General features: G+C 65.5%; 22 protein-coding genes. 15 read left to right on the top strand and 7 right to left on the bottom strand.

Annotation, left to right across the window (positions count from 1 at the left end; all coding sequences use genetic code 11):
• The first annotated feature begins 168 nt into the window (after nucleotides 1–168).
• Nucleotides 169–672 (top strand): DUF7344 domain-containing protein, encoded by a 504-nt coding sequence (locus ALTAJ2_RS07420; RefSeq protein WP_007109248.1) that lies wholly within the window; start codon nucleotides 169–171, stop codon nucleotides 670–672.
• A gap of 213 nt (nucleotides 673–885) precedes the next feature.
• On the opposite strand, the gene ALTAJ2_RS07415 is transcribed toward ALTAJ2_RS07420, so the two are convergent.
• The 3 genes from ALTAJ2_RS07415 to ALTAJ2_RS07405 form a co-directional block, all read right to left on the bottom strand.
• On the bottom strand, nucleotides 886–2685 hold the full coding sequence (locus ALTAJ2_RS07415; protein WP_049900306.1) for a DUF7282 domain-containing protein: 1800 nt from the start codon (nucleotides 2683–2685) through the stop codon (nucleotides 886–888).
• Nucleotides 2686–2911: 226 nt separating this feature from the next.
• On the bottom strand, nucleotides 2912–3412 hold the full coding sequence (locus tag ALTAJ2_RS07410; protein WP_049900309.1) for a helix-turn-helix transcriptional regulator: 501 nt from the start codon (nucleotides 3410–3412) through the stop codon (nucleotides 2912–2914).
• Nucleotides 3413–3901: 489 nt separating this feature from the next.
• Nucleotides 3902–4882 carry an NAD-dependent epimerase/dehydratase family protein gene (locus tag ALTAJ2_RS07405; protein WP_007109251.1) on the bottom strand — a complete coding sequence of 327 codons (981 nt, stop codon included), beginning with the start codon at nucleotides 4880–4882 and terminating at the stop codon, nucleotides 3902–3904.
• A gap of 149 nt (nucleotides 4883–5031) precedes the next feature.
• Between ALTAJ2_RS07405 and ALTAJ2_RS07400 the strand changes: the two genes are divergently transcribed.
• The 5 genes from ALTAJ2_RS07400 (at nucleotide 5032) to ALTAJ2_RS07380 (ending at nucleotide 9785) form a co-directional block, all read left to right on the top strand.
• A complete protein-coding gene (locus ALTAJ2_RS07400; RefSeq protein ID WP_007109252.1) occupies nucleotides 5032–5412 on the top strand; it encodes a hypothetical protein in 381 nt (126 codons plus the stop codon).
• A gap of 138 nt (nucleotides 5413–5550) precedes the next feature.
• Nucleotides 5551–6918 carry an allantoinase AllB gene (allB, locus tag ALTAJ2_RS07395; protein ID WP_007109253.1) on the top strand — a complete coding sequence of 456 codons (1368 nt, stop codon included), beginning with the start codon at nucleotides 5551–5553 and terminating at the stop codon, nucleotides 6916–6918.
• 181 nt (nucleotides 6919–7099) lie between these two features.
• Entirely contained in the window at nucleotides 7100–7339 is a 240-nt protein-coding gene (locus ALTAJ2_RS07390) for a hypothetical protein (protein ID WP_007109254.1), read from the top strand.
• Nucleotides 7340–7416: 77 nt separating this feature from the next.
• Nucleotides 7417–8175, top strand: a complete 759-nt coding sequence (locus ALTAJ2_RS07385) for an ABC transporter ATP-binding protein (RefSeq protein ID WP_007109255.1) — start codon at nucleotides 7417–7419, stop codon at nucleotides 8173–8175.
• A 2-nt stretch (nucleotides 8176–8177) separates the two neighbouring features.
• A complete protein-coding gene (locus ALTAJ2_RS07380) occupies nucleotides 8178–9785 on the top strand; it encodes a hypothetical protein (RefSeq protein WP_050031443.1) in 1608 nt (535 codons plus the stop codon).
• Between the two features lie 54 nt (nucleotides 9786–9839).
• Here ALTAJ2_RS07380 and ALTAJ2_RS07375 read toward each other — a convergent pair whose 3' ends face one another.
• The 4 genes from ALTAJ2_RS07375 to ALTAJ2_RS07360 form a co-directional block, all read right to left on the bottom strand.
• Nucleotides 9840–10910, bottom strand: coding sequence for a quinone-dependent dihydroorotate dehydrogenase (locus ALTAJ2_RS07375; RefSeq protein WP_007109256.1), 1071 nt, complete (start codon nucleotides 10908–10910; stop codon nucleotides 9840–9842).
• Nucleotides 10911–10981: 71 nt separating this feature from the next.
• The gene (locus ALTAJ2_RS07370; RefSeq protein WP_007109257.1) at nucleotides 10982–11314 is read right to left on the bottom strand and encodes a (2Fe-2S) ferredoxin domain-containing protein; all 333 of its coding nucleotides are present in this window, start codon (nucleotides 11312–11314) and stop codon (nucleotides 10982–10984) included.
• Nucleotides 11311–12093, bottom strand: a complete 783-nt coding sequence (locus ALTAJ2_RS07365) for a CbtA family protein (protein WP_007109258.1) — start codon at nucleotides 12091–12093, stop codon at nucleotides 11311–11313. The genes ALTAJ2_RS07370 and ALTAJ2_RS07365 overlap by 4 nt, the downstream gene beginning before the upstream one ends.
• Complete coding sequence (locus tag ALTAJ2_RS07360; protein WP_007109259.1) at nucleotides 12093–12278, bottom strand: CbtB domain-containing protein; 186 nt, start codon at nucleotides 12276–12278, stop codon at nucleotides 12093–12095. The genes ALTAJ2_RS07365 and ALTAJ2_RS07360 overlap by 1 nt, the downstream gene beginning before the upstream one ends.
• 246 nt (nucleotides 12279–12524) lie before the next feature.
• On the opposite strand from ALTAJ2_RS07360, the gene ALTAJ2_RS07355 reads away from it, so the two are divergent.
• Genes ALTAJ2_RS07355 through ALTAJ2_RS07315 form a run of 9 tightly spaced genes read left to right on the top strand, consistent with a single transcriptional unit; the run spans nucleotide 12525 to nucleotide 20953 of the window.
• Entirely contained in the window at nucleotides 12525–13559 is a 1035-nt protein-coding gene (locus ALTAJ2_RS07355) for a monovalent cation/H+ antiporter subunit E (protein ID WP_049900357.1), read from the top strand.
• Nucleotides 13556–13837: a cation:proton antiporter gene (locus ALTAJ2_RS07350; protein WP_007109261.1), complete on the top strand. Its 282-nt coding sequence runs from the start codon at nucleotides 13556–13558 to the stop codon at nucleotides 13835–13837. Before ALTAJ2_RS07355 ends, ALTAJ2_RS07350 begins: the two co-directional genes overlap by 4 nt.
• A complete protein-coding gene (gene mnhG, locus ALTAJ2_RS07345) occupies nucleotides 13834–14199 on the top strand; it encodes a monovalent cation/H(+) antiporter subunit G (protein WP_007109262.1) in 366 nt (121 codons plus the stop codon). The genes ALTAJ2_RS07350 and mnhG overlap by 4 nt, the downstream gene beginning before the upstream one ends.
• Entirely contained in the window at nucleotides 14196–14735 is a 540-nt protein-coding gene (locus tag ALTAJ2_RS07340; protein ID WP_007109263.1) for a DUF4040 domain-containing protein, read from the top strand. Before mnhG ends, ALTAJ2_RS07340 begins: the two co-directional genes overlap by 4 nt.
• Nucleotides 14735–15253, top strand: coding sequence for an MnhB domain-containing protein (locus ALTAJ2_RS07335; RefSeq protein WP_007109264.1), 519 nt, complete (start codon nucleotides 14735–14737; stop codon nucleotides 15251–15253). Before ALTAJ2_RS07340 ends, ALTAJ2_RS07335 begins: the two co-directional genes overlap by 1 nt.
• Entirely contained in the window at nucleotides 15246–15623 is a 378-nt protein-coding gene (locus ALTAJ2_RS07330; RefSeq protein WP_007109265.1) for a cation:proton antiporter subunit C, read from the top strand. Before ALTAJ2_RS07335 ends, ALTAJ2_RS07330 begins: the two co-directional genes overlap by 8 nt.
• A complete protein-coding gene (locus tag ALTAJ2_RS07325; protein ID WP_007109266.1) occupies nucleotides 15616–17211 on the top strand; it encodes a proton-conducting transporter transmembrane domain-containing protein in 1596 nt (531 codons plus the stop codon). The genes ALTAJ2_RS07330 and ALTAJ2_RS07325 overlap by 8 nt, the downstream gene beginning before the upstream one ends.
• Nucleotides 17211–19115 (top strand): proton-conducting transporter transmembrane domain-containing protein, encoded by a 1905-nt coding sequence (locus ALTAJ2_RS07320; RefSeq protein ID WP_007109267.1) that lies wholly within the window; start codon nucleotides 17211–17213, stop codon nucleotides 19113–19115. Before ALTAJ2_RS07325 ends, ALTAJ2_RS07320 begins: the two co-directional genes overlap by 1 nt.
• Nucleotides 19115–20953 (top strand): Na(+)/H(+) antiporter subunit D, encoded by a 1839-nt coding sequence (locus ALTAJ2_RS07315; RefSeq protein WP_007109268.1) that lies wholly within the window; start codon nucleotides 19115–19117, stop codon nucleotides 20951–20953. Before ALTAJ2_RS07320 ends, ALTAJ2_RS07315 begins: the two co-directional genes overlap by 1 nt.

Raw genomic sequence — 20953 nt, 5'->3', positions numbered from 1 at the left:
CTGACTGTATCCGCTCCCTACGCGGACGGCCGCGTTACTCGTGTTCGCGGCGCGAACCGACCGCCGACGTAACCTGCAAAAGTTAAAGTTAGTGGTGAGTGAACTGGGGAGACATGGTCACAGGTGGTAGACTGCCCTTCGAACACTTCCGTCCCTTCTCCCTGATCGATGTCAGTCCAAACGGACAGAACTGATCCGCTCGAGGAGAGCGACGTGTTTCACATCCTCGGCAACGACAGACGACGTGCGATCGTACAACTGCTCGCAGAGGAGGGCGGACAGATCGACGTCTCCGATGTCGCAACCGAGATCGCTGCCACCGAATCCGACACGACGCCAGTCCCGAACAACCTCTACAAGAGCGTCTACGTCTCCCTCCAACAGACGCATCTCCCTCAACTCGAGGAGGACGCCGTCATCGAGTACGATTCCGACGCGAAGACGATTCGGTCCGGCCGTCACTTCGAGGCGGTCCTACAGTACGTCGACGGTCACACGGCCGATCACTCGCGGGTCTTACGGGTCCACCTCGGACTCTGCGTGCTCGGTCTCGCCGTCATCGCGTTGGCCGGACTCGACCTGCCCGTCGTCTCGAGCGTCGATCCCGTGTTCTCGAGCGTGCTCGTCTTCCTCTCCGTCGCCGCGAGCAGCCTCTATCGACTGCTCGGCTGAGCGCGGTCGCGGCTGTGCTTTGCGTTTCGTGACCGACGGCTCGAACCGCTCCGACCACTTGTGGTACCGGTGCCGTGAGAACTGTCGCGGCGCTCGAGGAGCAACACGAGCGGCGAAGAAATCGACTCCCGGTCGCCGTTCGGTCGACGCACACCGCCGCCGTAGCGTCCGCGACGGCGCGAAAAGACGCGCTGTCCGTTGGAGTCTCCTCGGTTAGGCCGTCAAGCCGTCGTCGGTGTCGTTCGTCTCGTTGTCGTCATCGATCCCGTCCGTGTCGTCGAGATCGTCCGCATCGGTCTCGTCCGTCTCGTTGAGTTCGTCGTCGGTTTCGTCGGCATCGGTTTCGTCATCGATACCGTCGACGTCGTCCTCGTCAGTGTCGGTTTCTTCGGTCAGTTCGAGTATCGCGACCTCACCGGACTGATCGGCGAGGATCATGTGGATGTACGAACCCGCCTGCAGCGCGCTCGTCTCGACCTCGAACTCGACATCGTCACTCTCGCCGCTGTCGAGGGTCACGTTCTGCTCGGCGACCAGGTCACCCTCGAGTCGGAACTGGACGGACTCGGTGCGTTCCTCGTCGCTCGGGTTCTCGACGGTCGCCGTCACCGTGATGTTCTCACCGACCGTGGCGCTCTCGGGGGCCTCGAGATCACTCACTTCGAAGGACTCGGCTGTCACTTCGTCGTCAGCGTCGTCGATTTCGTCGTCGGTGTCCTCGTCAGTCTCGTTATCGAACAATCCGTCGTCAGCGTCGTCGTCATCGGTCTCGTCGTCGTCGATTTCGCCGTCGGTGTCCTCGTCTATATCCCCGTCAGTTTCGTCGTCGGTGTCTTCGTCAGTCTCGTTATCGAACAATCCGTCGTCAGCGTCGTCGTCATCGATCTCGTCGTCGTCGATTTCGTCGTCGGTGTCCTCGTCAGTCTCGTTATCGGGCAGTTCGTCGTCGGTATCGTCGACGATCGGCTCCTCGGTGATGTTATCGATCTCGTCCGGCAGGTCGTCGGTATCGAGATCGTCACCCACGACGAGAACGTACACGGACGTGTTCTCGGCGTTTAGGTCCTCGAGCGTGAGGTTCTCGACCGTGACGAAGACTGGACGGTCATCGGCATCGACGGGCAGCTGGTCCATCGGCTCGTCCTCGACCGGCTCTTCCTCGACGGGTTCTTCCTCAACTGGCTCTTCTACGACCGGTTCGTCGTCGGTCTCGTTGTCGACCGGTTCCTCGTCGACCGGCTCTTCTATGATCGGCTCATCGTCGGTCTCGTTGTCGACCGGTTCGTCGTCGGTCTCGTTGTCAACCGGTTCGTCGTCGGTCTCGTTGTCAACCGGTTCGTCGTCGGTCTCGTTGTCAACCGGCTCCTCGTCGACGGGCGCTTCGTCCTCCACGCCATCGACGGTGATCTCCGCATCGTCGGTCACCGGTTCGTTGTCGGCCGTGAGGTATGGCCCGTCGGCCTGTCCTTCGGTCTCGACGAAATCGTACGTCTCGTTGTCGTTCGTGTCGCGATGCGGCATCGCGATCAGCGTCTCGTCTTCCTCGAGCGGCTCGTCGAGCGTGATTTCGATGTTCTCGTGCGTGCCTGCCTCGAGGTACGTCGAGACGCCGATCACGCTATCGACGACGTTGCCGACGAGGAGGCTGCTGTCGTGGATCGCCACGAAGCCGCCGCTCGCGAGCGTGGCGTTCTCGACGACGACCGTGTCGTTCTCGATCGTCTGGTCGTTAAACGTCACGTACGCCGCCTGATTGTCGGATTCGGTATCCGGCTCGAGTTCGCCGTCGTCGGACGCGTTGTCCTGCAGTCCGGTCGCCGTGTCCGACTGATTCTGGCTCTCGGCTACTGATTCGTCCGCCGATTCGATGTCTGTCCCCTCGTACTCGTCCTCGCTGACGTTGTCGCCCTGTTCGACGGTGTCACCGCCCGTTGCGGCTGCCACCATCGCCCCGCCAGAGCTGACGACCATCAGCGCGGTAAGTACGACGAGTAACTGATTGCGTGCGTTCATAGTTGCCGTGAAGGCATCCATCCCGTCGTTCCTTCGGCGGATAAACCAGCAGAACCATTACGCTCCGAAATCGAATACTACGGCCCACCAGTGGCATCCTCGCGAACGGAAACCAACGATTGCTGATAGGAACGACCGCCCCCTCGTTTCCCCTCCCGCCGCCCGACGGATACCGGACCGCCGTCGTTCGATCTCGCCCTCAGGATGGTCCGGACCGGTGCCGACGCTAGTCGTCGTTCACCTGTTCGGGTGACTTCGACGCCGTCGGTTCGTGGCCCGGGAGACAGACCAGGTTCTCCCGCCCGAGTCGCAGTTTCGTAATCCGGCCGTCGTCCTCGAGATCGGCGAGCAGGCGACTGACCTTGGCTTTCGACCAGTCGACCGAATCGACGATCTTCGACTGTTTCATCCGTCCCCCGTTCTCCCGCAGGAGTTGCTGTACCCGCTCTCGGTCGGTTACGAACTCCTCACGGCTCGGCTCCGAATCAGCTGCCGCCGAGGCCGGTTCCTCGTATCGGTTGCGCGCGACGAGTATTCCACCGAGCACTGCGAGCGCGACCATGCCGGCCATGGCCGCGAGATGAGCACCCCCATCCAGTTGGAGCGGCCGGCCCACTCCCGGAAGGACTCCGAACCACGAACTCGCGGTGATCGTGGACGCGACTGCACCACTGCTCGACGACCCGTATGCGTCGCGGAGCGTGGAACCCCGTCGTCGGCTGCTCATGGCTGTGAACGGTCTCTAGTCACGTGATTCATGTCCTGTACCGTCGTGATCGGCCCACAAATTGTTTTTTATAATACATATTCTGTTAGCGTGTTTCCGGTATCTCACGACACCTGTGAGTTCAACGCAACCGACGTGTCGGCTGCCGCGGCCGATCCGAAACGGGCAGCCGTGTGGCGGCGGAACGCCGTCGCGATGCGAGAACGGACTGCTGGAACACTCGCCGGGCATGGTATAGGCAGCCTTTGCTCGACGGACTGAATAAACGCAACCGGACGTTTGGAACGGTTAGCGCGGATTCGCTCCGGATTTAGCCGGTAAAAAAACGTTGGCGAGACTCTCTCCCGATCGGACACGACCGAGCGATTCATCGGTCCGGTGGCGCTTGCGTCGGCGTTTGCGCGTCGCCCGTCGGCCACGGATGGGACGCGTGAGTACTGCGGCCCGCTCGAGCGCGACCGCCGTCCACGAGCGTACCGATCGCCCGTGTCAGCGATACGATCCGCCGCCTCGGTTCGGTTCGAGGGCGGTGTCGGTCGCCGCGTTGGACCGATCGTCGCCGACCAGCGACCGGATGCCCGATTCGATGCCGACCGTGGCGTCGAACCCGAGTTGGCGGGTCGCTTTCGACGTGTCCGCGCCGCTGTGTCTGATATCGCCGGAGCGGGGCTCGCGGTGGACGATCGTCGAATCGGAGCCCGTGGCCGTCCGAATCGTCTCGGCGAGGTCCAGAATCGTCGTTCGCTGCCCCGTCCCGATGTTGTACGCCTCACCGACCGCGTCGGTCGTGGCCGCCCGCAGGTTCGCTCGGACCACGTCGCTGACGTGGACGAAATCGCGACTCTGCCGGCCGTCGCCCTCGACCGTGATCGGCTCGTCCGCCCGCGCCTGCTCGAGGAACGTCGAGATCACCCCGCTGTAGGGTCCGCGCTGGCGCGGCCCGTAAACGTTGAAATACCGCAGCGCGACGGTCTCGAGCCCGTACAGCCCCTCGTAGAGGCGAGCGTACTGGTCGGCAGCGAGCTTCTGGACGCCGTACGGTGACGTCGGCGTCGTCGATGCCGTCTCCGGCACCGGCAGCGTTTCGGGGTGGCCGTACACGGCCGCGCTCGAGGCGACGACGACCCGCGCGTCCTCCTGGCGGGCCTGCTCGAGGACCAGCAGGCTCGCCTCGAGGTTCGTCTGGTTGCTCCGGCGAGGGTCGTCGACGCTTTGGGTGACGCTGACGAGCGCGGCGTGGTGGAAGATCACGTCGACGCCGCGGGCCGCCTTCTGTAGGGCGATCGGGTCACGAACGTCGCCGTCGACGACCGTTACGTCGTCGGGCAGGTAGGCGCGGTCGCCGGTCGTGAAGTCGTCGAGTACTCTGACCTCGTTGTGGGGGGCCAGGGCCTCGACGAGGTGACTCCCGATGAAACCCGCACCGCCGGTCACGAGGATCGTGCTGTCGCGTATCGCGTTCGAGTCCATTTCCGCCCACGACCAGACCCTCGCTGTTTAGTATCGCACTCGTACCGCCGTCGTGCCCGTGCTCGCTCGAGGGGAAGGGATCGCTTACGGCCCTGATGTCGGCGCCGATCGGGAAAACGTATACGTCCGACGGCCGACAGCTCCGGTAGATGTCGATCGCCATCGGCCATTTCGCGTTCGGGGCGGCGATGACGACGCTGGTCGTCACGTATCTCGTTCCGACCGACCGGTATCCGCGAACGGTGATTCTACTGGGGGGAGGGTGGGCGATGCTCCCTGACGTCCACTGGATCAGTCCGATAGCCGCGGAGCGACTTTCCGAACTCCATCGCACGTCCGTACTGACGGATATCTTCTGGCTCCACCGCACGTGGGACCGGGTCGATCCGACCGATTCGAAGTCGATAGCCGCCGTGTTACTCGCGTTTTTGATCGTCGCGACGGCCATCGCGGAACGGCGCGACTATCGCGCCCCGGCGTCGGTCAGAGCCGCCTATCGGGAACAATTGCCCTCCGAACCGACCGACTGAGGGACTCGGAGCGGTCTCACGTCCGACACTCGCAAACCGGACGGGGGTCCACGCCGAACACGTTCCGGCTGCGAGGGACACCGCGGCGACGGTCCGTTTGGGGAAGCTATATGCGCGGTCCTCGGCAACCCCACGGTAATGACCGTGGATCTCGTCGTACGCAACTGTACCGTCGTCACACCCGCGGGGCGGACGCCCGACGCGGGCGTCGCCGTCGAGGACGACACCATCGTCGCCGTCGGTCGGAGCGACCGACTTCCCGAGGCCGACCGCGTCCTCGACGCCGAAGGGAACGTGCTGGTCCCCGGCATCGTCGACTGTCACATCCACAACCGCGAACCCGGCCTCGAGTACAAGGAAGACTGGGAGTCCGCGACGCGCGCGGCGGCGGCCGGCGGCGTGACGACCGTCGTCGGGATGCCGAACACGGACCCGGTGATCGACCGGCCCGAACATCTCGAACTCAAATTCGAGCGCGGCGAGGCGTCGGCTCACGTCGACTTCCAGAGCTACGCCGTCGTCACCTCTGAGAACCTCGATCTGATCCCCGCGATCGACGAGACCGGCGCGCTCGGGTTCAAGATCTTCCTCGGGTCGACGGTCGGCGACGTGCCGCCGCCGAACGACGGCGAGATCCTCGAGGCGATGGAGCGAATCGGGAAGACGGGCAAACGGCTGGGCTTTCACGAGGAGAACGGCGAGATCATCGATCACTACACGAAGCGGTTCACGGCCGAGGGGCGAAACGAACCGATCGATCACTCCCACTCGCGGCCCGTGATCGCCGAGCGAGAGGCCGTCGAGCGAATGATCACCTTTGCCGAGGAGACGGACGCGAAAATACACATGTTCCACGTCTCCTCCGGTTCGGCCGCCGAGGCCGTCGCCCGCGGCAAGGACCGGGGTGTCGACGTCACCGCCGAGACGACCCCCCACTACCTCTGGTTCACCGAGGATGTCATGCGTGAGAAGGGCAACGTCGCACGCGTTCAGCCGCCGATCCGGGACGCCGAGGAGCGCGCGACACTCTGGGATGTCGGCATCGATCAGGACACGATCGACTGTATCGCGACCGATCACGCGCCCCACACCCCAGCGGAGAAGAAAGTCGACGACCCCTTCGGCAACACCTGGGACGCGATCTCGGGGTTCGTCGGCCTCGAGACCGAGGTCCCGGCCATGCTCACCTTCGTCGATCAGGGCCGACTCACGCTCGAGGAGTGGGTGCGCCGCCACTCGACGCGGCCGGCCCAGGTCTGGGGAATGTACCCACAGAAGGGATCGCTCCAGGTCGGGACCGACGCCGATTTCACGATCGTCGACCCCGACCGGGAGTGGACGCTCGCGGACCGAACGGAACTGCACTCGAAGAACTGCGTGACGCCGTTCGAGGGTGAGACGTTTACCGGCAAAGCGATCGCGACGGTCGTCCGCGGTGACATCGTGGCCGAGGATGGGGCGGTCGTCGGCGAGTCCGGATACGGAACGCGCGTCGACATCGACTGAACGGGCGTCTCGGCGCTGCTTATCGGCCGTGGACGGCTATCCGCCCACGGAATCCGTGCGGCAAGGCTCGAGGTATCGGTCCGTTCAGGAATCGTCGTCCACGCGCGTTTTCAGGTCGTGAAAGTGGCAGCCGGTTTATATTCACACGCCAACCCTCCGGTCCCAGTAGGGTACGGCAGCCATGAGTAACGAACGAACCGAAGCCGACGAGAACGACGAAACGAATGGAACGGACAAGACCGAACAGCTCCGGTCGGTGTTTCTTTCGGTCACCGGCGGCGAGGCGGAGCCCGTCGTCGAATCCCAACGAGAGGAGCCGCCCACGCGAGAACTGCGCGGCGAGGAACGGATCGACGAGGTCGTCGGCCCCGCGGAACACCACGGACTCGACGACGCGATCGACGATCCGGAGACGGGCTGATCGGAGCGCCGTCGACGACACGCGGACCGGTTCGATTCGACGAGTAACTAGTTCCATAAAACGACAGAGGCAACCAGATGTCCGCCACCCAGTTAGCGATCGAGGCGACCGATTTACGGAAACGATTCGGCAACACGCTCGCCGTCGAGAGCGTCGACCTCGCCGTCGAGCGGGGGACCGTCTACGGCTTTCTCGGCCCGAACGGAGCGGGAAAGACGACCACGATGCGAATGCTGACGACCCTCACTCGGCCGTCCGCAGGTGACGCGAGGATCGTAGGCATCCCCGTGACCGACCGCGACGGGGTCCGCGACGCGATCGGGTACCTGCCCGAGGATCCGCCCGTGTTCGACGAACTGACCGGGTACGAACAACTCGAGTACTTCGCACGGCTTCGCGATATCCCCGCTTCGGCGGCGGAGCAGCGGATCGACGCGTGGCTCGAGCGCTTCGATCTGGCCGGCGATGCCGGGAAACGGATCGAAGAGTACTCCAAGGGGATGCGCCAGAAGATCGGGCTCGTTCAGGCGCTATTGCACGAACCCGACGTGCTCTTCCTCGACGAGCCGACGAGCGGACTCGACCCGCGGGCCGCCCGAACGGTCATGGACGCCATCGCGGAGATGGCAGCCGAGGGTCACACCGTCTTCCTCTCGACGCACATCCTCCCCGTCGTCGAGGAGCTCGCCGATACCGTCGGTGTGCTCTCGGACGGCCGAATCGTCGCCGAGGGAGCTCCCGAGGCCCTGACTCGGCAGGTCGAAAGCGAGTCGGACTCGACGCTCGAGGACGTGTTCCTCGCGGTCACGACTGACCACGGCGCGGCGGTACAGTGACGATGGGCACGCGAGAACACGTCGTTACGATCGGTCGCCTCGAACTCAGCCGCCGCTGGCGGGTTCTGTCCGGAAACACGGCCCAGTTGATTGCGATCGGTATCTCGGCCCTGTTCTTGGTTCCGCTGGGACTCGGTGGGCTGTTCGGGATCTACCTCTTCGGTTCGGGCGTCGCGTCCGGAGAGATCGAAACGCCGCTGTCGCTGACCCGGCTCGGGTTCGTCTACGCGTGGCTGTTCGTCGCCGGCTTCGGCGGTTATCGGGCGTACGCGACGGCACTCCGCCCGGACCGCCTCGACGGTTATCTGACGACCGTCTCCCACCGGGAGCTGCTTGCCGGCCTGCTGCTGGCAGAATGCGTCGTCTGGGGAGCTCCTGCCATCCTGATCGCCGTGGGCGGGTCACTCCTGTTCGCTGCGGGAACCGGATCGGTGCTGTCGGTACTCCCCCTCTTTCTCACTGTTTGTACGACGCTGGCGACGGCGCTCACGACTGGCTTCCTCGTCTCGCTTGCCATCAGAAACGCCGGCGTTCGATCGACACTGCTGACGCAACTCCGGTCGGTCCTGTTCGGGCTGTTCGTGATCGTCTACTTCGGCGTCATCTTCACGCAGTCGTTCGCGTCCGTGCTCGAGCCGCTGTCTCAGCTCCTCGAGCCGACGCCGATCGGCTGGTACGGCGACCTTGCGCTCGTCGGCTCGGTGTCGACGGCGTCGATCGGTCGCAGCGTCGGGGCGCTGCTCGCGAGCGGCGCGTTCCTGCTCGCGAACGCCGCCGGGATGCCGCGACTCGCGGCCGGGATCTGGTACGCCGACGGCGTTCACATCGAGCACGAAGCGGAGCCCGGATCGTCGTCCACGGCGAGCCGACTTTCGGGACTCCTTCCACAGCCGGTACTGGGTGTCGCGACGGCGGATTGGAAGCGAGCGCGGCGAGCCCCGATCACGCTGACGTTCGCGTTCTACCCTCTCTTTTTGTTGATCAACCCGGTTATGAACGCCGTCCAGACGGGAACGATCGGCCGGGGTCTCCCGATCTGGATCGTTTGCTTCGGTCCCTGGGTCGCCGGCGCGCTGTTCGCACTCAACGTCGTCGGGAACGAAGGGGCCGCCCTCCCGGCGACGCTCCTGAGCAGGGCCCCCGGCAGAGCGCTCGTCGTCGGACACGTCGTGGCCGGTGTGCTCCTCGTGGGGCCGGTGACTCTCGTGACGGTCATCGGATTCGGGGTAGCGAGCCCCCACTCGGTGGAGTCAGTCGTCACGCTTGCCGTGAGTGCGCTCGCACTCACCGTCTTCGCCGGTCCGATCGCCACCGGGATCGGCGCGATATTCCCCCGCTTCGAGGAAGTCAGCGTCTCCCGGAGCACCGAAGCGATCGTCCCGAGTACGCTGGCGTTTGTCGTCTACTCGCTGGTCGTCTTCCTCGTCGCGATGCCGACGCTCGCCGCCCACAGCTCGACCGTCGCCGGCGCGATCGCGTCGGCAATCGGCCCGTCACAGGCCGTCGTCCGCATCATTGGAACCATCGCGTCGTGTACGCTCGCAGCGATCGTCGGTCTCCTCTCGGCAGCCTACGCGGTCCGTCGCGTCGAGGAGTTTCACTTCGATTGAACACACGTCGCGGATACAAGAGTTACGCGAAGCAGGATTCGACAGTGGGGCCGCTCACTCGAGGTCCGCGCCGACCGCGTCCTCGACCGACGAGAAGCCATCACGCTCGAGCAGCGCCGCCAGCCCCCGGTTGATCCGCGTCGCGGTCGACGGCCCCTGGTAGACGAACGCGGTATACAACTGAACCAGGGAGGCACCGGCCCGGATCTTTTCGTAGGCGCTTTCGGCCGAATCGACGCCGCCGACGCCGATGATCGGCAGGTCGCCGTCGGTATAGTCCGCGAGCGAGCGGATGACGGCCGTCGAACGGTCCGCGAGTGGCTGCCCGCTGAGCCCGCCCCACTCCTCCCGTCGGGGGGACGTAAGCCCCTCACGGCTCGTCGAGGTGTTGGTCGCGACGATGCCGTCGAGATCGAATTCCTGGACGATGTCCACGAGGTCGAACACGGATTCCTCGGGCTCGTCGGGGCCGATCTTGACCAGGAGCGGCACGTTTCGATCGTTTTCGGCCTCGAGCGTCTCGAAGATCGTCCGTAGATGCTCGGGCGACCCCTCGTCGAACTCGTCGGGCGTGTTCGGACAGGAGACGTTCACGACGACGTAGTCGGCGAACGGCGAGAGCCGATCGAAAACACGCCGGTAGTCCTCGATCGCCTCCCGTTCGCTCGAGGAGTTCATCTTCCCGACGTTGACCCCGAGCGGGATGTCCGGCGTGCCGTCGGCCTCAAGCCGGGCTTTGACGCGTTCCATTCCCTGACCGTTGAATCCCATTCGGTTGATCATCGCCTCGTCCTCGCGCAGCCGGAAGAGCCGGGGGCGGTCGTTGCCCGCCTGCGGATACGGCGTGACGGTGCCGATCTCGACGAAGCCGAAGCCAAGCGCCGCGAGCGCGTGGGTGACCGCTGCGTTCTTATCGAAGCCGGCGGCGACGCCGACCGGGTTTGGAAACGTCGTGTCGAACAGGTCGACTTCGAGGGCCGGATCGTCGTATCCGTAGGCGTAGGATAATGCCGTTCGCGTCGGCCACGTCGACTGCGCCGCCTGGAGCGTCCGTTTGCCCAGGTCGTGGGCCGTCTCGGCCGGCAGCTTGAACGCGAGGGGGCGAACCCGCGAGTACAGCGTCATTGCCGGAACATGGGGGCGGGCGACAGGTAAACGTCCCGAAGCGCTCGAGGTCGGGACCGACCGGGCCACCGTCACCCCTCGTCGCGAACCCGATCCGCGTCCGGGCCGAACTCGGACTCGAGCAGTTCGGGAACGGTCTCGGGTGTCACGTCCGAGTACCACGTGTTTCGCGGCTGGATCGAAATCGCGGTTCCGCCCTCGCTGCACAACCCGAGACACGAGGTTTCGCTGACGGAGACCGCGGTCCAGAAGGCGTCGCGTTCCCGCAGCCAGTCTTTGACCGCCGCGACCGTCTCCTCGGCACCGACCGCGCCACAGCTCGCGTACTCGCCGTCGCGGTCGTTGGTACAGACGAAAACGTGCGCGTCGAGACGGTCGCGGTGTTCTTCGGTTCGATCCTTCATGGGCTCGTGAGCAGGTCGTCGCGTCGCTCCGCGGCCGGTCGCACGCCGGCTCGCGTCTGGAGCCAGCCGAAGCAGCCGGCGACGAGCGCCCAGAGAGCGGCCTGACTCAGTACGGTTAGCCCGCGGAACGCGGCGACCAACTCCGCCGGCATCGCGCCGATCTCGACGATCGTCGGCGCTGCGACCACGGTGATCGCGACGAGCGCCACGATCGGGACTGCAGCCGTCACGACTCCGATCGGCCGGCTCCGAGTCGAGACGCGCCGGTAGCCGTAGATCGAGCCGGCGGCGACGACCGCGCCGACGGCCATCATGCCCGCGTAGAGGGCGCTCCGGAACGTGGGATCGAACGCCTGTTCGGCACCCGGCGTCGTCGGCGGCAGCACCAGCCACGGGGCGAGGGAAACGGCGAGAAAGCCGGCTCCGGCGAGCACGTAGGTCTTGACTCGCCCGCGACCGGGCAGCGCCGGCTCGAAGAAGTAGAAGGCGAGCGCGAAGGCGCCGCCGAGAAGGATTCCCCAGAGGACGCCGCTGCCGATGCTCACGGCGGCGGTCGTCGCTTCGCTGACCGCGTGAGCGTGCTCGCCCGCCTCGTGTGCGTGTTCGCCGGCGGCATGGGCGTGCTCGCCGGCGGAAGCGTGGTCTCCGTGCTCGCTACCCTCGGCGACCGTCTCCATGTAGCCGAGCAACGGGTTCGCGACCAGCGCCATGTAGAGGCCGTACGCGAGTCCCGCGATTACCCCGGCGAGCACGCCCCGCTCGAGATAGTCGACGAGCATCAGTGACAGGTGACGCCGACGGCGTGTCGGAAGTTGTGCATCGAGTCGTGAGCCAGCGGCTCCTGGAGGAACAGCAGCGCGAACGTCAATGCCGCGACGAACGCGAAGACGGCCAGCAACTGGCCAGTTGTGAGTTCGTCGCGTGCGGTCCCGATCCGATCGTGAACGGTTTCAGTCGTCGTCATGCAAGTCAGTTTTCCCTACTGAAACTACAATTGTAAAACTACCGATCGTCCCGTGGTAGCCACGAGCGCCACTCCTCCCGACGGCTCGGGAAGCACGCAGCCTAAATATCACGAATAACTGGGATATACCCGTCGGAACGGACGGTTGCTACTGAATAACGAAATCGTTTTCCTACGGCTACCGCTTGGTTCGACTAACAACGAGAGTCATGAGTGTCCAACGACGGTCGTCAGGAGGGAGACGTCGTGGCGGTTGAACGCCTGCTCGTTCCGCTGTCGGACACGGTGACCGTTCGACAGACGGTCGGCTACGCCGTCCAGTCCGGTCTCGAGGCGGCCGACTCGCTCGAGTGTCATCTCGTCGTCGCGATGCCCTACGACGACGACAGTCCCGAGAGCGATCGGTACAGCGACGACGCCGACGGGCTGCTCTCGCGGGCGCAAAACTGGGTCGAGGAGGACGCCGGCGGGGCCGACGTGACGATCGAGACGACGACGCTCGGTGCCGACGAGTACCTGTTCGGCCCCCGCGACTACGCCGAGATTTTCGACGCCTACGCCGACGAACACGGGATCGATCGCGTCGTCCTCGACCCCGAGTACCAACCCGGCGTCACCGCACAGATGCTCCAGCCCCTCGAGCGCGAACTCGATCGCATCGGGCTGGCCTACGACGAAGCGCCCGTCGATCGGCCCGCCCGACGCGGCCGTCTCAACGGTGGGGCGGAGGGGTTCGATCGCCTGTTCGCGACCTTTCTGATCTCCTATGGCTTCTATCTCCTCCTCGGAGATCCGACCTACTGGTTCGATCTCGTTACCGGCGCGGCGGTCGCCGGTATCGTCGCCGTCTCGCTCGCACAAGTGACGTTTACCCTGCCGCTTGATCGCGTGCAGTCGCCGCTTCGAGTCGTCCGGTTCGCCCTCTACATCCCGTACCTGCTCTGGGAGATCGTCAAGGCCAATATCGCGGTGTCGGTCGTCATCCTCCGGCCGTCGATGCCGATCGAGCCGACGCTGACGCGGGTCAACTCCCGCGTCCGAAGCGGTCTGCCGCTGACCGCGCTGGCAAACAGCATCACGCTCACGCCGGGGACGCTGACGGTCCGGGCCAACAACCAGCAACTGCTCGTCCACACGCTGATCCCGGGTGCCCGCGACGACCTCTTCGACGGCGGCCTAGAGCGGGGAATTCGGTTCGTCTTCTACGGCCGCAAGTCGGCGGCGATCGCCTCGCCGCGCGAACGCGACGACGCCGAAATCGTCGGGGGTGACGAGCTGTGACGCCGGTCCCGCTCGAGGACGTGTTCCTCGCTGCGGCCGCGCTGTTCGTCGTCCTCGCGATCGCGATGTTCTATCGTGCAGTCGTCGGTCCGACGACGCAGGACCGCCTGCTGGCAGTCAACGTCCTGGGGACGAACACGGTCGTCATCCTCGCCCTGCTCGCGGCGGGACTCGACCAGTCGTGGTTCCTCGACGTGGCGCTGATCTATGCCCTACTGAACTTCCTGATGTCGATCGCCATCTCGAAGTTCACCGTCGAGCGGGGTGGTGTGCTGTGATCGAGACGCTCCGCTTTTGGGCGATCGTCGTCCTGCTGGGGCTGGGCGTGCTCTTTACGTTCGTCTCGACGGTCGGCGTCATCCGTCTGCCGGACGTCTACTCGCGGGCCCACACCGCCTCCCAGACTGACACGCTCGGGGCGGGCTTTGCGCTCGCCGGCGTCGCGGTCGCGTTCGGCTGGCAGCACGCGGCGGTCTACACCGTCCTCCTGCTGTTTTTCGTGTTCATCACGAACCCGACGGCGGCCCACGCGATCTCCCGATCGGCGGCGGAGACGGGGGTCGAGCCGATCCTCGCCGCGGAGGGCGAAGACGGGAACGAAACCGAGGGCGACGCCGAAACGGACGGTGAGTCGCGATGAGTCTGTTCGCGTACACCCTCGTGGCGTTTATCCTCGCGACGGCCGTCGCGACGGCGCTGTTTCGCGACATTCTGTCGGTGATCATCGTCTTCGGGGCCTACAGCCTCGGCATGGCGATCCTCTATACCTTCCTGTTGGCTCCCGACGTGGCGATGACCGAGGCTGCCATCGGGGCCGGCGTCACGACGCTGTTGCTGTTGCTGACGATCGCGCGGACGACGCGCCCGTCGACCGACCGGCTTAGCGAACGGATTCACGTCCCGGCGGTCGTCGTCGTCGGCGCGTTCGTACTCCTGCTCTGTAGTGTCGTCCTGCCCGAAATGTACGCAGTCGGTGGCACGGAGACGCCCGTCTGGTCGAATCTCGAGGTCACCCAACACTACATCACCGAGACGCATCACGAGACCGGCGTCAAGAACGCGGTTACGTCCGTCCTCGCCGCCTACCGTGGGTTCGACACCTTCGGCGAGGCGGTCGTGGTCTTCGCCGCCGGCGTCTCGACCCTGCTCGTCCTGAAACGCGAGGTGTTCGCCTAATGTCGCAATCCGTCGACGATACCTACACCGAGAGTCAGGTGATCATGACCGCCGTCAAGATTATCGCACCGTTTACGCTCACGTACGGGCTGTTCATGACCTTCCACGGGGGCGACGCCCCCGGCGGCGGGTTCCAGGGAGGAACCGTCGTCGGCGTCACCGTCCTCATGCTCGCCTTCGCGTTCGGCATCGAGCCGACCCGCCGGTGGCTCCGTAATTCCTTCCTCGTCGGCATCATCACCGGCGGCGTCGTCCTCTTCGGAGCCATCGGCCTCGCGATGATCGCACTGGGGGGAAACTTCCTCGAGTTCGCCATGCTCAAGGAGGTTTTCCACATCAAGGCGAAGTGGGGCCTCGAGGCCATCGAGATCGGCGGCATCTCGCTGATCGTCACCGGAACCATCATCAGTCTCTTCTTTACGATGGCGGCCGGGTTCTCGCCCGAGCGACCGAGCGGGACCGGCGGCCGCAACGAGCGCGGCGAGTCGGCGGGTGCGGAGGTGAGCGACGATGATTGAGTCCCTCTTTAGTCACTACACGTACGTGCTGGTGTTCGTCCTGCTGGGTATCGGGATCTACATGGTGATCGCCAGCAAGAACCTCGTGAAGAAACTGATTGGGGTGAACCTCTTCCAGACAGCTATCTTCCTGTTTTTCATCTCGATGGCCTATATCGACGCCGAGGGTGCGTCGGCACCGATCGTCCCCAAAGACGGCGTGCCCCTGGAAGTCATGGTCGCGAGTCCGCTGCCCCAGGTGATCGTGCTGACCGCTATCGTCGTCGGGATCGCGCTGACGGCGGTCGGACTGGCGCTGATCATCCGGATCTACGCGGAGTACGGGACGCTCCGCGAGGACACGCTTCGGGAGGTGCGTGCCGATGAGTAGCGTCGATCTGCTCCTTCCGCTCCTGATCGCCGTCCCGATCCTCGCTGCGACGCTGCCGATCGCCCTCGGGCTGTGGGTCGACCGAACGGGCTGGACCGTCGCCGGGCTCACGACGAGCGCGCTCTTCGTCGGGGCGATCGCTCTCGCGAGCGTCGTCTACACCCGCGGCGAGGACGTAACCCACAGACTCGGCGGCTACTCCCCCGAGTTTGGCATCCAACTCGTCGCCGATCAGTTCTCGATGCTGATCGTCCTGCTCGTGACCGCCGTCGCCACCGGCGTCCTCGCATACACGCGCCGGGGCGGCCCGCGCGGGAACACGTTCTACACGGCTTACCTGCTGCTTACCGGCGGCCTGCTCGGCATCTCGCTGACCGGCGACGTGTTCAACCTGTTCGTCTTCCTTGAGATCACGAGCCTGGCGACCTACGCGCTGGTCGCCAGCGGCGACGGTCCCGAAGCGGCGGTCGCCTCCCTGAAGTACCTGATCCTGGGCACGATCGCCGCGTCGATGTACCTGATCGGCGTCGCCTTCGTCTTCATGGCGACGGGGACGCTGAACATGCTCGAGCTCGCCGAGGCGATTCCCGGTGCGGAGAGTCAGACGCTGATCCATACCGGCGTCGCGTTTATCGTCGTCGGCTTCGCCGTGAAGGTCGCTCAGTGGCCGCTCCACACCTGGCAACCGAGCGCCTACCAGCAGGCCCCCGACGGCGTGACGCCGCTGATCGCCGCGCTCGTCTCGACGGCCTCCGCGTACGCGTTCGGCCGGCTGATCGTGACCGTCTTCGGCGTCGATTACCTCACCGCGGTGCCGAACGCGGCTGCGGTCGTCCTCACGATCGGCTGCGTGAGCGTCCTCGCAGGAACGATACTGGCCGTCATCCAGACCGAGGTCAAGCGGATGCTCGCGTACTCGTCGGTCTCGCAGTTCGGACTCGTTATCGCCGCCTACGGTGTCGTCATCGCCGGCAGCTCCGAAACGGCTTTCATCGGTGCCGCGATCCACCTCGTCGGTCACGGGCTGGTGAAAGCCGGTCTCTTCCTGGGGGTTGCACTCGTTGCCCGGAGTTACGACGCCCGCACCGTCGACGAGTACGCCGGCCTCGCCAAATCGCGCCCGATCGCCGCCGGCGCGATCGCCGTGCTCTTGCTCTCGCTCGTCGGCGTCCCACCGGGCGTCGGCTTCGTCGGCAAGTGGTACATCGCACTCGGTGCCGTCCAGTCCGAACTGTGGCCCGTCGCTGCCGTGATCTTCCTCAGTACCATGCTCACCCTCGCCTACGCCGCCCGCCTCCTCGAGAAGATGTACTTCACGCCGTCCGCGACGGCCGAACGGCCCCACGCGCCGGCCCCGGTCGCGACGGACGGCGGTGATGCCGGACCCGACGATTCCGGTGCCGAACCCGCACACGATGAGCCCGGCGCTGCCATCGCCGCCATCCGCGGCGACCGATCGGCGGCTCCCGTTTCGACCGGCATGGTCGCGATCGTCGTCCTCGCCGCGCTCGGGGCAGTTGCCCTCGGCTTCGCGGGGGGAACGATCGCCGAACTACTCGACCCGTTCCTCACCGAGGTGATCAACTAATGGTTGCAGATCTCCGGCCGCTCGCCGCCGTGTTGGTGTCAGCGGTCGCTATCGTCCTGATCGTCGCGTCGCATCGTCGTCCGAACCTCCGCGAGGGATGGTCGGTCGTCGCCGCCCTCGCGAAGTTCGGAATCATCGTCAGCATGCTTCCCGCGGTCATGGACGGGACCGTCTTCGCGTGGAGCCTCCGGGAGAGCACCGGGGTTCAGTTCCTCGCGGGCATCGATTTCGCCCTTCGAGCCGATCCCCTGGGGATCTTCTTTGCCCTCCTCGCGAGCTTCCTCTGGATCTTCACGTCCTTTTATGCCATCGGCTACATGCGCGGGCTCGACGAACACGCCCAAACGCGCTTTTTCGCCTCCTTCGCGGCCAGCCTTTCGGCCGCCGTCGGCATCGCCTTTGCGGCGAATCTGGTGACGATCTTCGTCTTCTACGAACTGCTCTCGCTGGTCACGTACCCGTTAGTCGCCCACAACGAGGACTCCGAGGCGCGAATCGCCGGCCGGAAGTACATCACGTATACGTTCTTCGGCGGCGGCGTCTTTCTGCTCGCCGGGACCGTCATGATCTACTGGCTGACGAGTCTGGTCCGCAGCGGGCCGACGCTCGCCTTCGAAGCGGGCGGCATGGATGCTCTCGCTACGGCCGCACAGGCTGAGCCGATCTACGCACAGGCCGCCTTCTTCCTGCTCATCGCCGGCTTCGGCGTCAAGGCCGCCTTGATGCCGCTTCACTCCTGGCTCGCCGACGCGATGGTCGCCCCGACGCCCGTCTCCGGACTGCTCCACGCCGTGGCGGTCGTCAAATCCGGTGCGTTCGGCATCGCACGGGTCATTCTCGAGGTCTACGGTCCCGGGCTGATCCACGATCTGCCGCTCGACGTCCCGGGAATCGGCGAGGTCGGACTGAACATCCCCGTCGCGATCGTCGCCGCGTTCACGCTGACCGCGGCGAGCATCATCGCGATGCGGAAGGATCACCTCAAGCGCCGGCTGGCGTACTCGACGACGGCACAGCTGTCCTACATCGTGCTCGGACTCTCGATGTTGCACCCGTACGCGATGGTCGGCGCGCTGTTTCACATTCCCGCCCACGCGTTCGCGAAGCTCACGCTGTTCTTCTGTGCGGGATCGATCCACGTCGAGACCCACACCGACTACATCAGCGAGATGGCCGGCATCGGCAAGCGGATGCCGCTAACGATGACCGCTTTCACGGTCGGTGCGGCCGGCATGGCCGGTCTCCCGCCGGTCGCCGGCTTCGTCAGCAAGTTCTACATGCTGATCGGTGCCGGCTCCATGGGCGGCGAGTACTGGCTGTTCGCCGCCGCACTGTTGCTCTCGGCCGTCCTCAACGTCGCGTACTTCTGGCCGGTCGTCTACACCGCGTTCTTCGAGAGCGAGGACCGCCACGACGCCAAACCCCTCCTCGAGTTCCCGCGGGGCGGGCTGGTCGAATCGTACGCCGACGGGTCCGACGCGGACGTCGCCGCCGACGGCGGGCAGCCGACCGATGGTGAAGCCGACCGATCCGATCCGGAGCGACCCGCGGCGGACGAGGACGGGAACTACGAGTACGCCGTCGACGAGTACCCGAGCGACGCCGAGGTTCCCGACGGGGACCAGGTCAGTTCCGTCGACCACCACGGCGACTTCGACGACCACCTGACCGGCGGGCCGCCGGCCGACGGCTGGCCGCGTCGGTCGCCGATTACCGAGACCACGTGGCTGATGCTCGCGCCCATCGCCGTGATCGCGACCGGCGCGGTCGTCCTCGGGATCGGACCCGACTACGCCGTCTTCCTCGACCTGGCGAGACAGATCGTCGGGGATGTCTTCGGACTGCCCTTCGAGGACGTGACTGCCGTTCCGTTCGACCGACTCGTGACGGAGGTGCCCCACTGATGGCACTCGACGTCCTCTCGATGGCCTACCCGCCGCTCATCGTCTTCGCGGCGGCGCTGCTCGTACTCGTCCTGCCCCGAATCGCCGGCTTCGCCGTCGGTGCGGCGAGCCTCGCGGCCGTTCTGGCGGTCTCGCTGGTCGCACCCGAGGGGCAACACCTGGTGGGGACCTTCCTCGGGTTCGAGGTCGTCCCGTTCTACGTCGACGACTTCTCCCGAATGGTCGGGCTGGGCCTCGGCTTCCTCGGGGTCTGTAGCGTCATCTATGCCTACTCGAGCGAGGCCAGTAAGACGCTGGTCGCGTTCGCGCTCGTCTACGTCTCCTCGTCGATCGGGGCTGCGTTCGCCGGCGACTGGCTCGTGCTCCTGTTCATGTGGGAGCTGATGGCCGTCACCAGCACGCTCGTGGTCTGGCACTACGGCGGCGAGGCGGTTCGGGCCGGCTTCCGGTACGCGCTGTTCCACGGCACCGGCGGCGTACTCGTGATGATGGCGGTCGCCGCCCACTACGTCCAGGTCGGGACGTTCGTCTACACCGATGCCGGGATCGCAAACGGGATTCCGGCGCTGCTCGCGGTGCTCGGGATGGGCGTCAACGTCGCCTTTATCGGGGTCCACACCTGGCTCCCCGACACCTACCCGCGACCCCATATCGCGGCCTCCGTCTTCCTCTCGGTGTACACGACGAAGACGAGCGCGTTCGTCCTCTACCGGGCGTTCCCGGTCGATGCCGGGAGCGATCTGGGCATTTACATCGCGTACATGGGCGGACTGATGGCCGTCTACGGCGCGACCTTCGCGCTGCTGCAACACGACATGCGGGCGCTGCTGTCCTATCACATTCAGGCTCAACTGGGCTATATCGTCGCCGGGATCGGGATGGCCACGATGGGGTCGGATCTCGCCGCCGCCGGCGCGATGAGCCACCTGTTCAACAACGTGCTGTTCAAGAGCCTGCTGTTCATGGCCGTCGGCGTCGTCATCTATCGCACCGGCGAGGAGGACCTGTACAAACTGGGCGGCCTCTGGCGCGAGATGCCACTGACCGCGATCGGGTTCGGGTTCGGTGCACTCTCGATCACCGCGATTCCTGGCTTCAACGGGTACGTCAGCAAGGGGATGCTCTTCGATGCGGCCGACCCCCACTACTACGGCCAGCCGGAGTATCAGGCGCTGTACTGGCTACTCTGGCTCGGCGCGATCGGTACCCTGCTCTCCTTTATCAAGCTCGGCTACTACGTCTTCTTCCACGGCGAGACCGATCTCGAGGTCGCGGACGCCAAACCCGGCCAGACCGTCGCGATGCTCGGGCTGGGCGGGGCCTGCCTCCTCTTCGGCGTCTGGTGGCAGGGGCTTGCCGACCTCGCGCCGACGATCCACGGCCTCGAGTTCGAGTATTACGGCGGACACAGCCATCTCCACCCCTACAGTCCGGGCCACCTCCAGACGGCCGGAATACTGACCGGCGTCGCGGCCGTCACCTTCGTCGTCGTCCGGAAGCCGCTCTCGAAACTCGACCTCGGCGATCCGGCGATGTTCGTCTACCCCGCGACCTACGCCGTCAGTCGCTGGACGATGCTCGGCGTCACCGGAACCTACGCCGCCGTCGATCGGACCGTCGTCGGCGCGGTCAAACGCTGTTACTGGATCGGGAACAACCCCGTCCTCGCCGTCGACGCGGCGGCGGGACGGTTACCCGACTGGCTGATCGCCGTCGACGAACGGCAGCCGACCGACGGCGGCCGCCCGTCGACGATCCACCTCCGGACCGGCATCGGGACCACCGTCCTGCTGTTGACGCTCGTCCTGACCGTGGTCCTGTGGCTCCTCGTCGTCTGA

It is taken from the genome of Natrinema altunense, from assembly GCF_000731985.1.
Taxonomy (GTDB): Archaea; Halobacteriota; Halobacteria; order Halobacteriales; family Natrialbaceae; genus Natrinema; species Natrinema altunense.
Note: the sequence above shows the minus strand (reverse complement) of the source record. Positions and strands in the feature narration are given on the sequence as shown.

What these genes read in the sequence shown, in the direction of transcription:
- ALTAJ2_RS07420 (WP_007109248.1), top strand. Translation starts at nt 169, where the DNA reads ATGTCAGTCCAAACGGACAGAACTGATCCGCTCGAGGAGAGCGACGTG.
- ALTAJ2_RS07415 (WP_049900306.1), bottom strand. Translation starts at nt 2,685, where the DNA reads ATGAACGCACGCAATCAGTTACTCGTCGTACTTACCGCGCTGATGGTC.
- ALTAJ2_RS07410 (WP_049900309.1), bottom strand. Translation starts at nt 3,412, where the DNA reads ATGAGCAGCCGACGACGGGGTTCCACGCTCCGCGACGCATACGGGTCG.
- ALTAJ2_RS07405 (WP_007109251.1), bottom strand. Translation starts at nt 4,882, where the DNA reads ATGGACTCGAACGCGATACGCGACAGCACGATCCTCGTGACCGGCGGT.
- ALTAJ2_RS07400 (WP_007109252.1), top strand. Translation starts at nt 5,032, where the DNA reads ATGTCGATCGCCATCGGCCATTTCGCGTTCGGGGCGGCGATGACGACG.
- allB (WP_007109253.1), top strand. Translation starts at nt 5,551, where the DNA reads ATGACCGTGGATCTCGTCGTACGCAACTGTACCGTCGTCACACCCGCG.
- ALTAJ2_RS07390 (WP_007109254.1), top strand. Translation starts at nt 7,100, where the DNA reads ATGAGTAACGAACGAACCGAAGCCGACGAGAACGACGAAACGAATGGA.
- ALTAJ2_RS07385 (WP_007109255.1), top strand. Translation starts at nt 7,417, where the DNA reads ATGTCCGCCACCCAGTTAGCGATCGAGGCGACCGATTTACGGAAACGA.
- ALTAJ2_RS07380 (WP_050031443.1), top strand. Translation starts at nt 8,178, where the DNA reads ATGGGCACGCGAGAACACGTCGTTACGATCGGTCGCCTCGAACTCAGC.
- ALTAJ2_RS07375 (WP_007109256.1), bottom strand. Translation starts at nt 10,910, where the DNA reads ATGACGCTGTACTCGCGGGTTCGCCCCCTCGCGTTCAAGCTGCCGGCC.
- ALTAJ2_RS07370 (WP_007109257.1), bottom strand. Translation starts at nt 11,314, where the DNA reads ATGAAGGATCGAACCGAAGAACACCGCGACCGTCTCGACGCGCACGTT.
- ALTAJ2_RS07365 (WP_007109258.1), bottom strand. Translation starts at nt 12,093, where the DNA reads ATGCTCGTCGACTATCTCGAGCGGGGCGTGCTCGCCGGGGTAATCGCG.
- ALTAJ2_RS07360 (WP_007109259.1), bottom strand. Translation starts at nt 12,278, where the DNA reads ATGACGACGACTGAAACCGTTCACGATCGGATCGGGACCGCACGCGAC.
- ALTAJ2_RS07340 (WP_007109263.1), top strand. Translation starts at nt 14,196, where the DNA reads ATGAGTCTGTTCGCGTACACCCTCGTGGCGTTTATCCTCGCGACGGCC.
- ALTAJ2_RS07335 (WP_007109264.1), top strand. Translation starts at nt 14,735, where the DNA reads ATGTCGCAATCCGTCGACGATACCTACACCGAGAGTCAGGTGATCATG.
- ALTAJ2_RS07330 (WP_007109265.1), top strand. Translation starts at nt 15,246, where the DNA reads ATGATTGAGTCCCTCTTTAGTCACTACACGTACGTGCTGGTGTTCGTC.
- ALTAJ2_RS07325 (WP_007109266.1), top strand. Translation starts at nt 15,616, where the DNA reads ATGAGTAGCGTCGATCTGCTCCTTCCGCTCCTGATCGCCGTCCCGATC.
- ALTAJ2_RS07320 (WP_007109267.1), top strand. Translation starts at nt 17,211, where the DNA reads ATGGTTGCAGATCTCCGGCCGCTCGCCGCCGTGTTGGTGTCAGCGGTC.
- ALTAJ2_RS07315 (WP_007109268.1), top strand. Translation starts at nt 19,115, where the DNA reads ATGGCACTCGACGTCCTCTCGATGGCCTACCCGCCGCTCATCGTCTTC.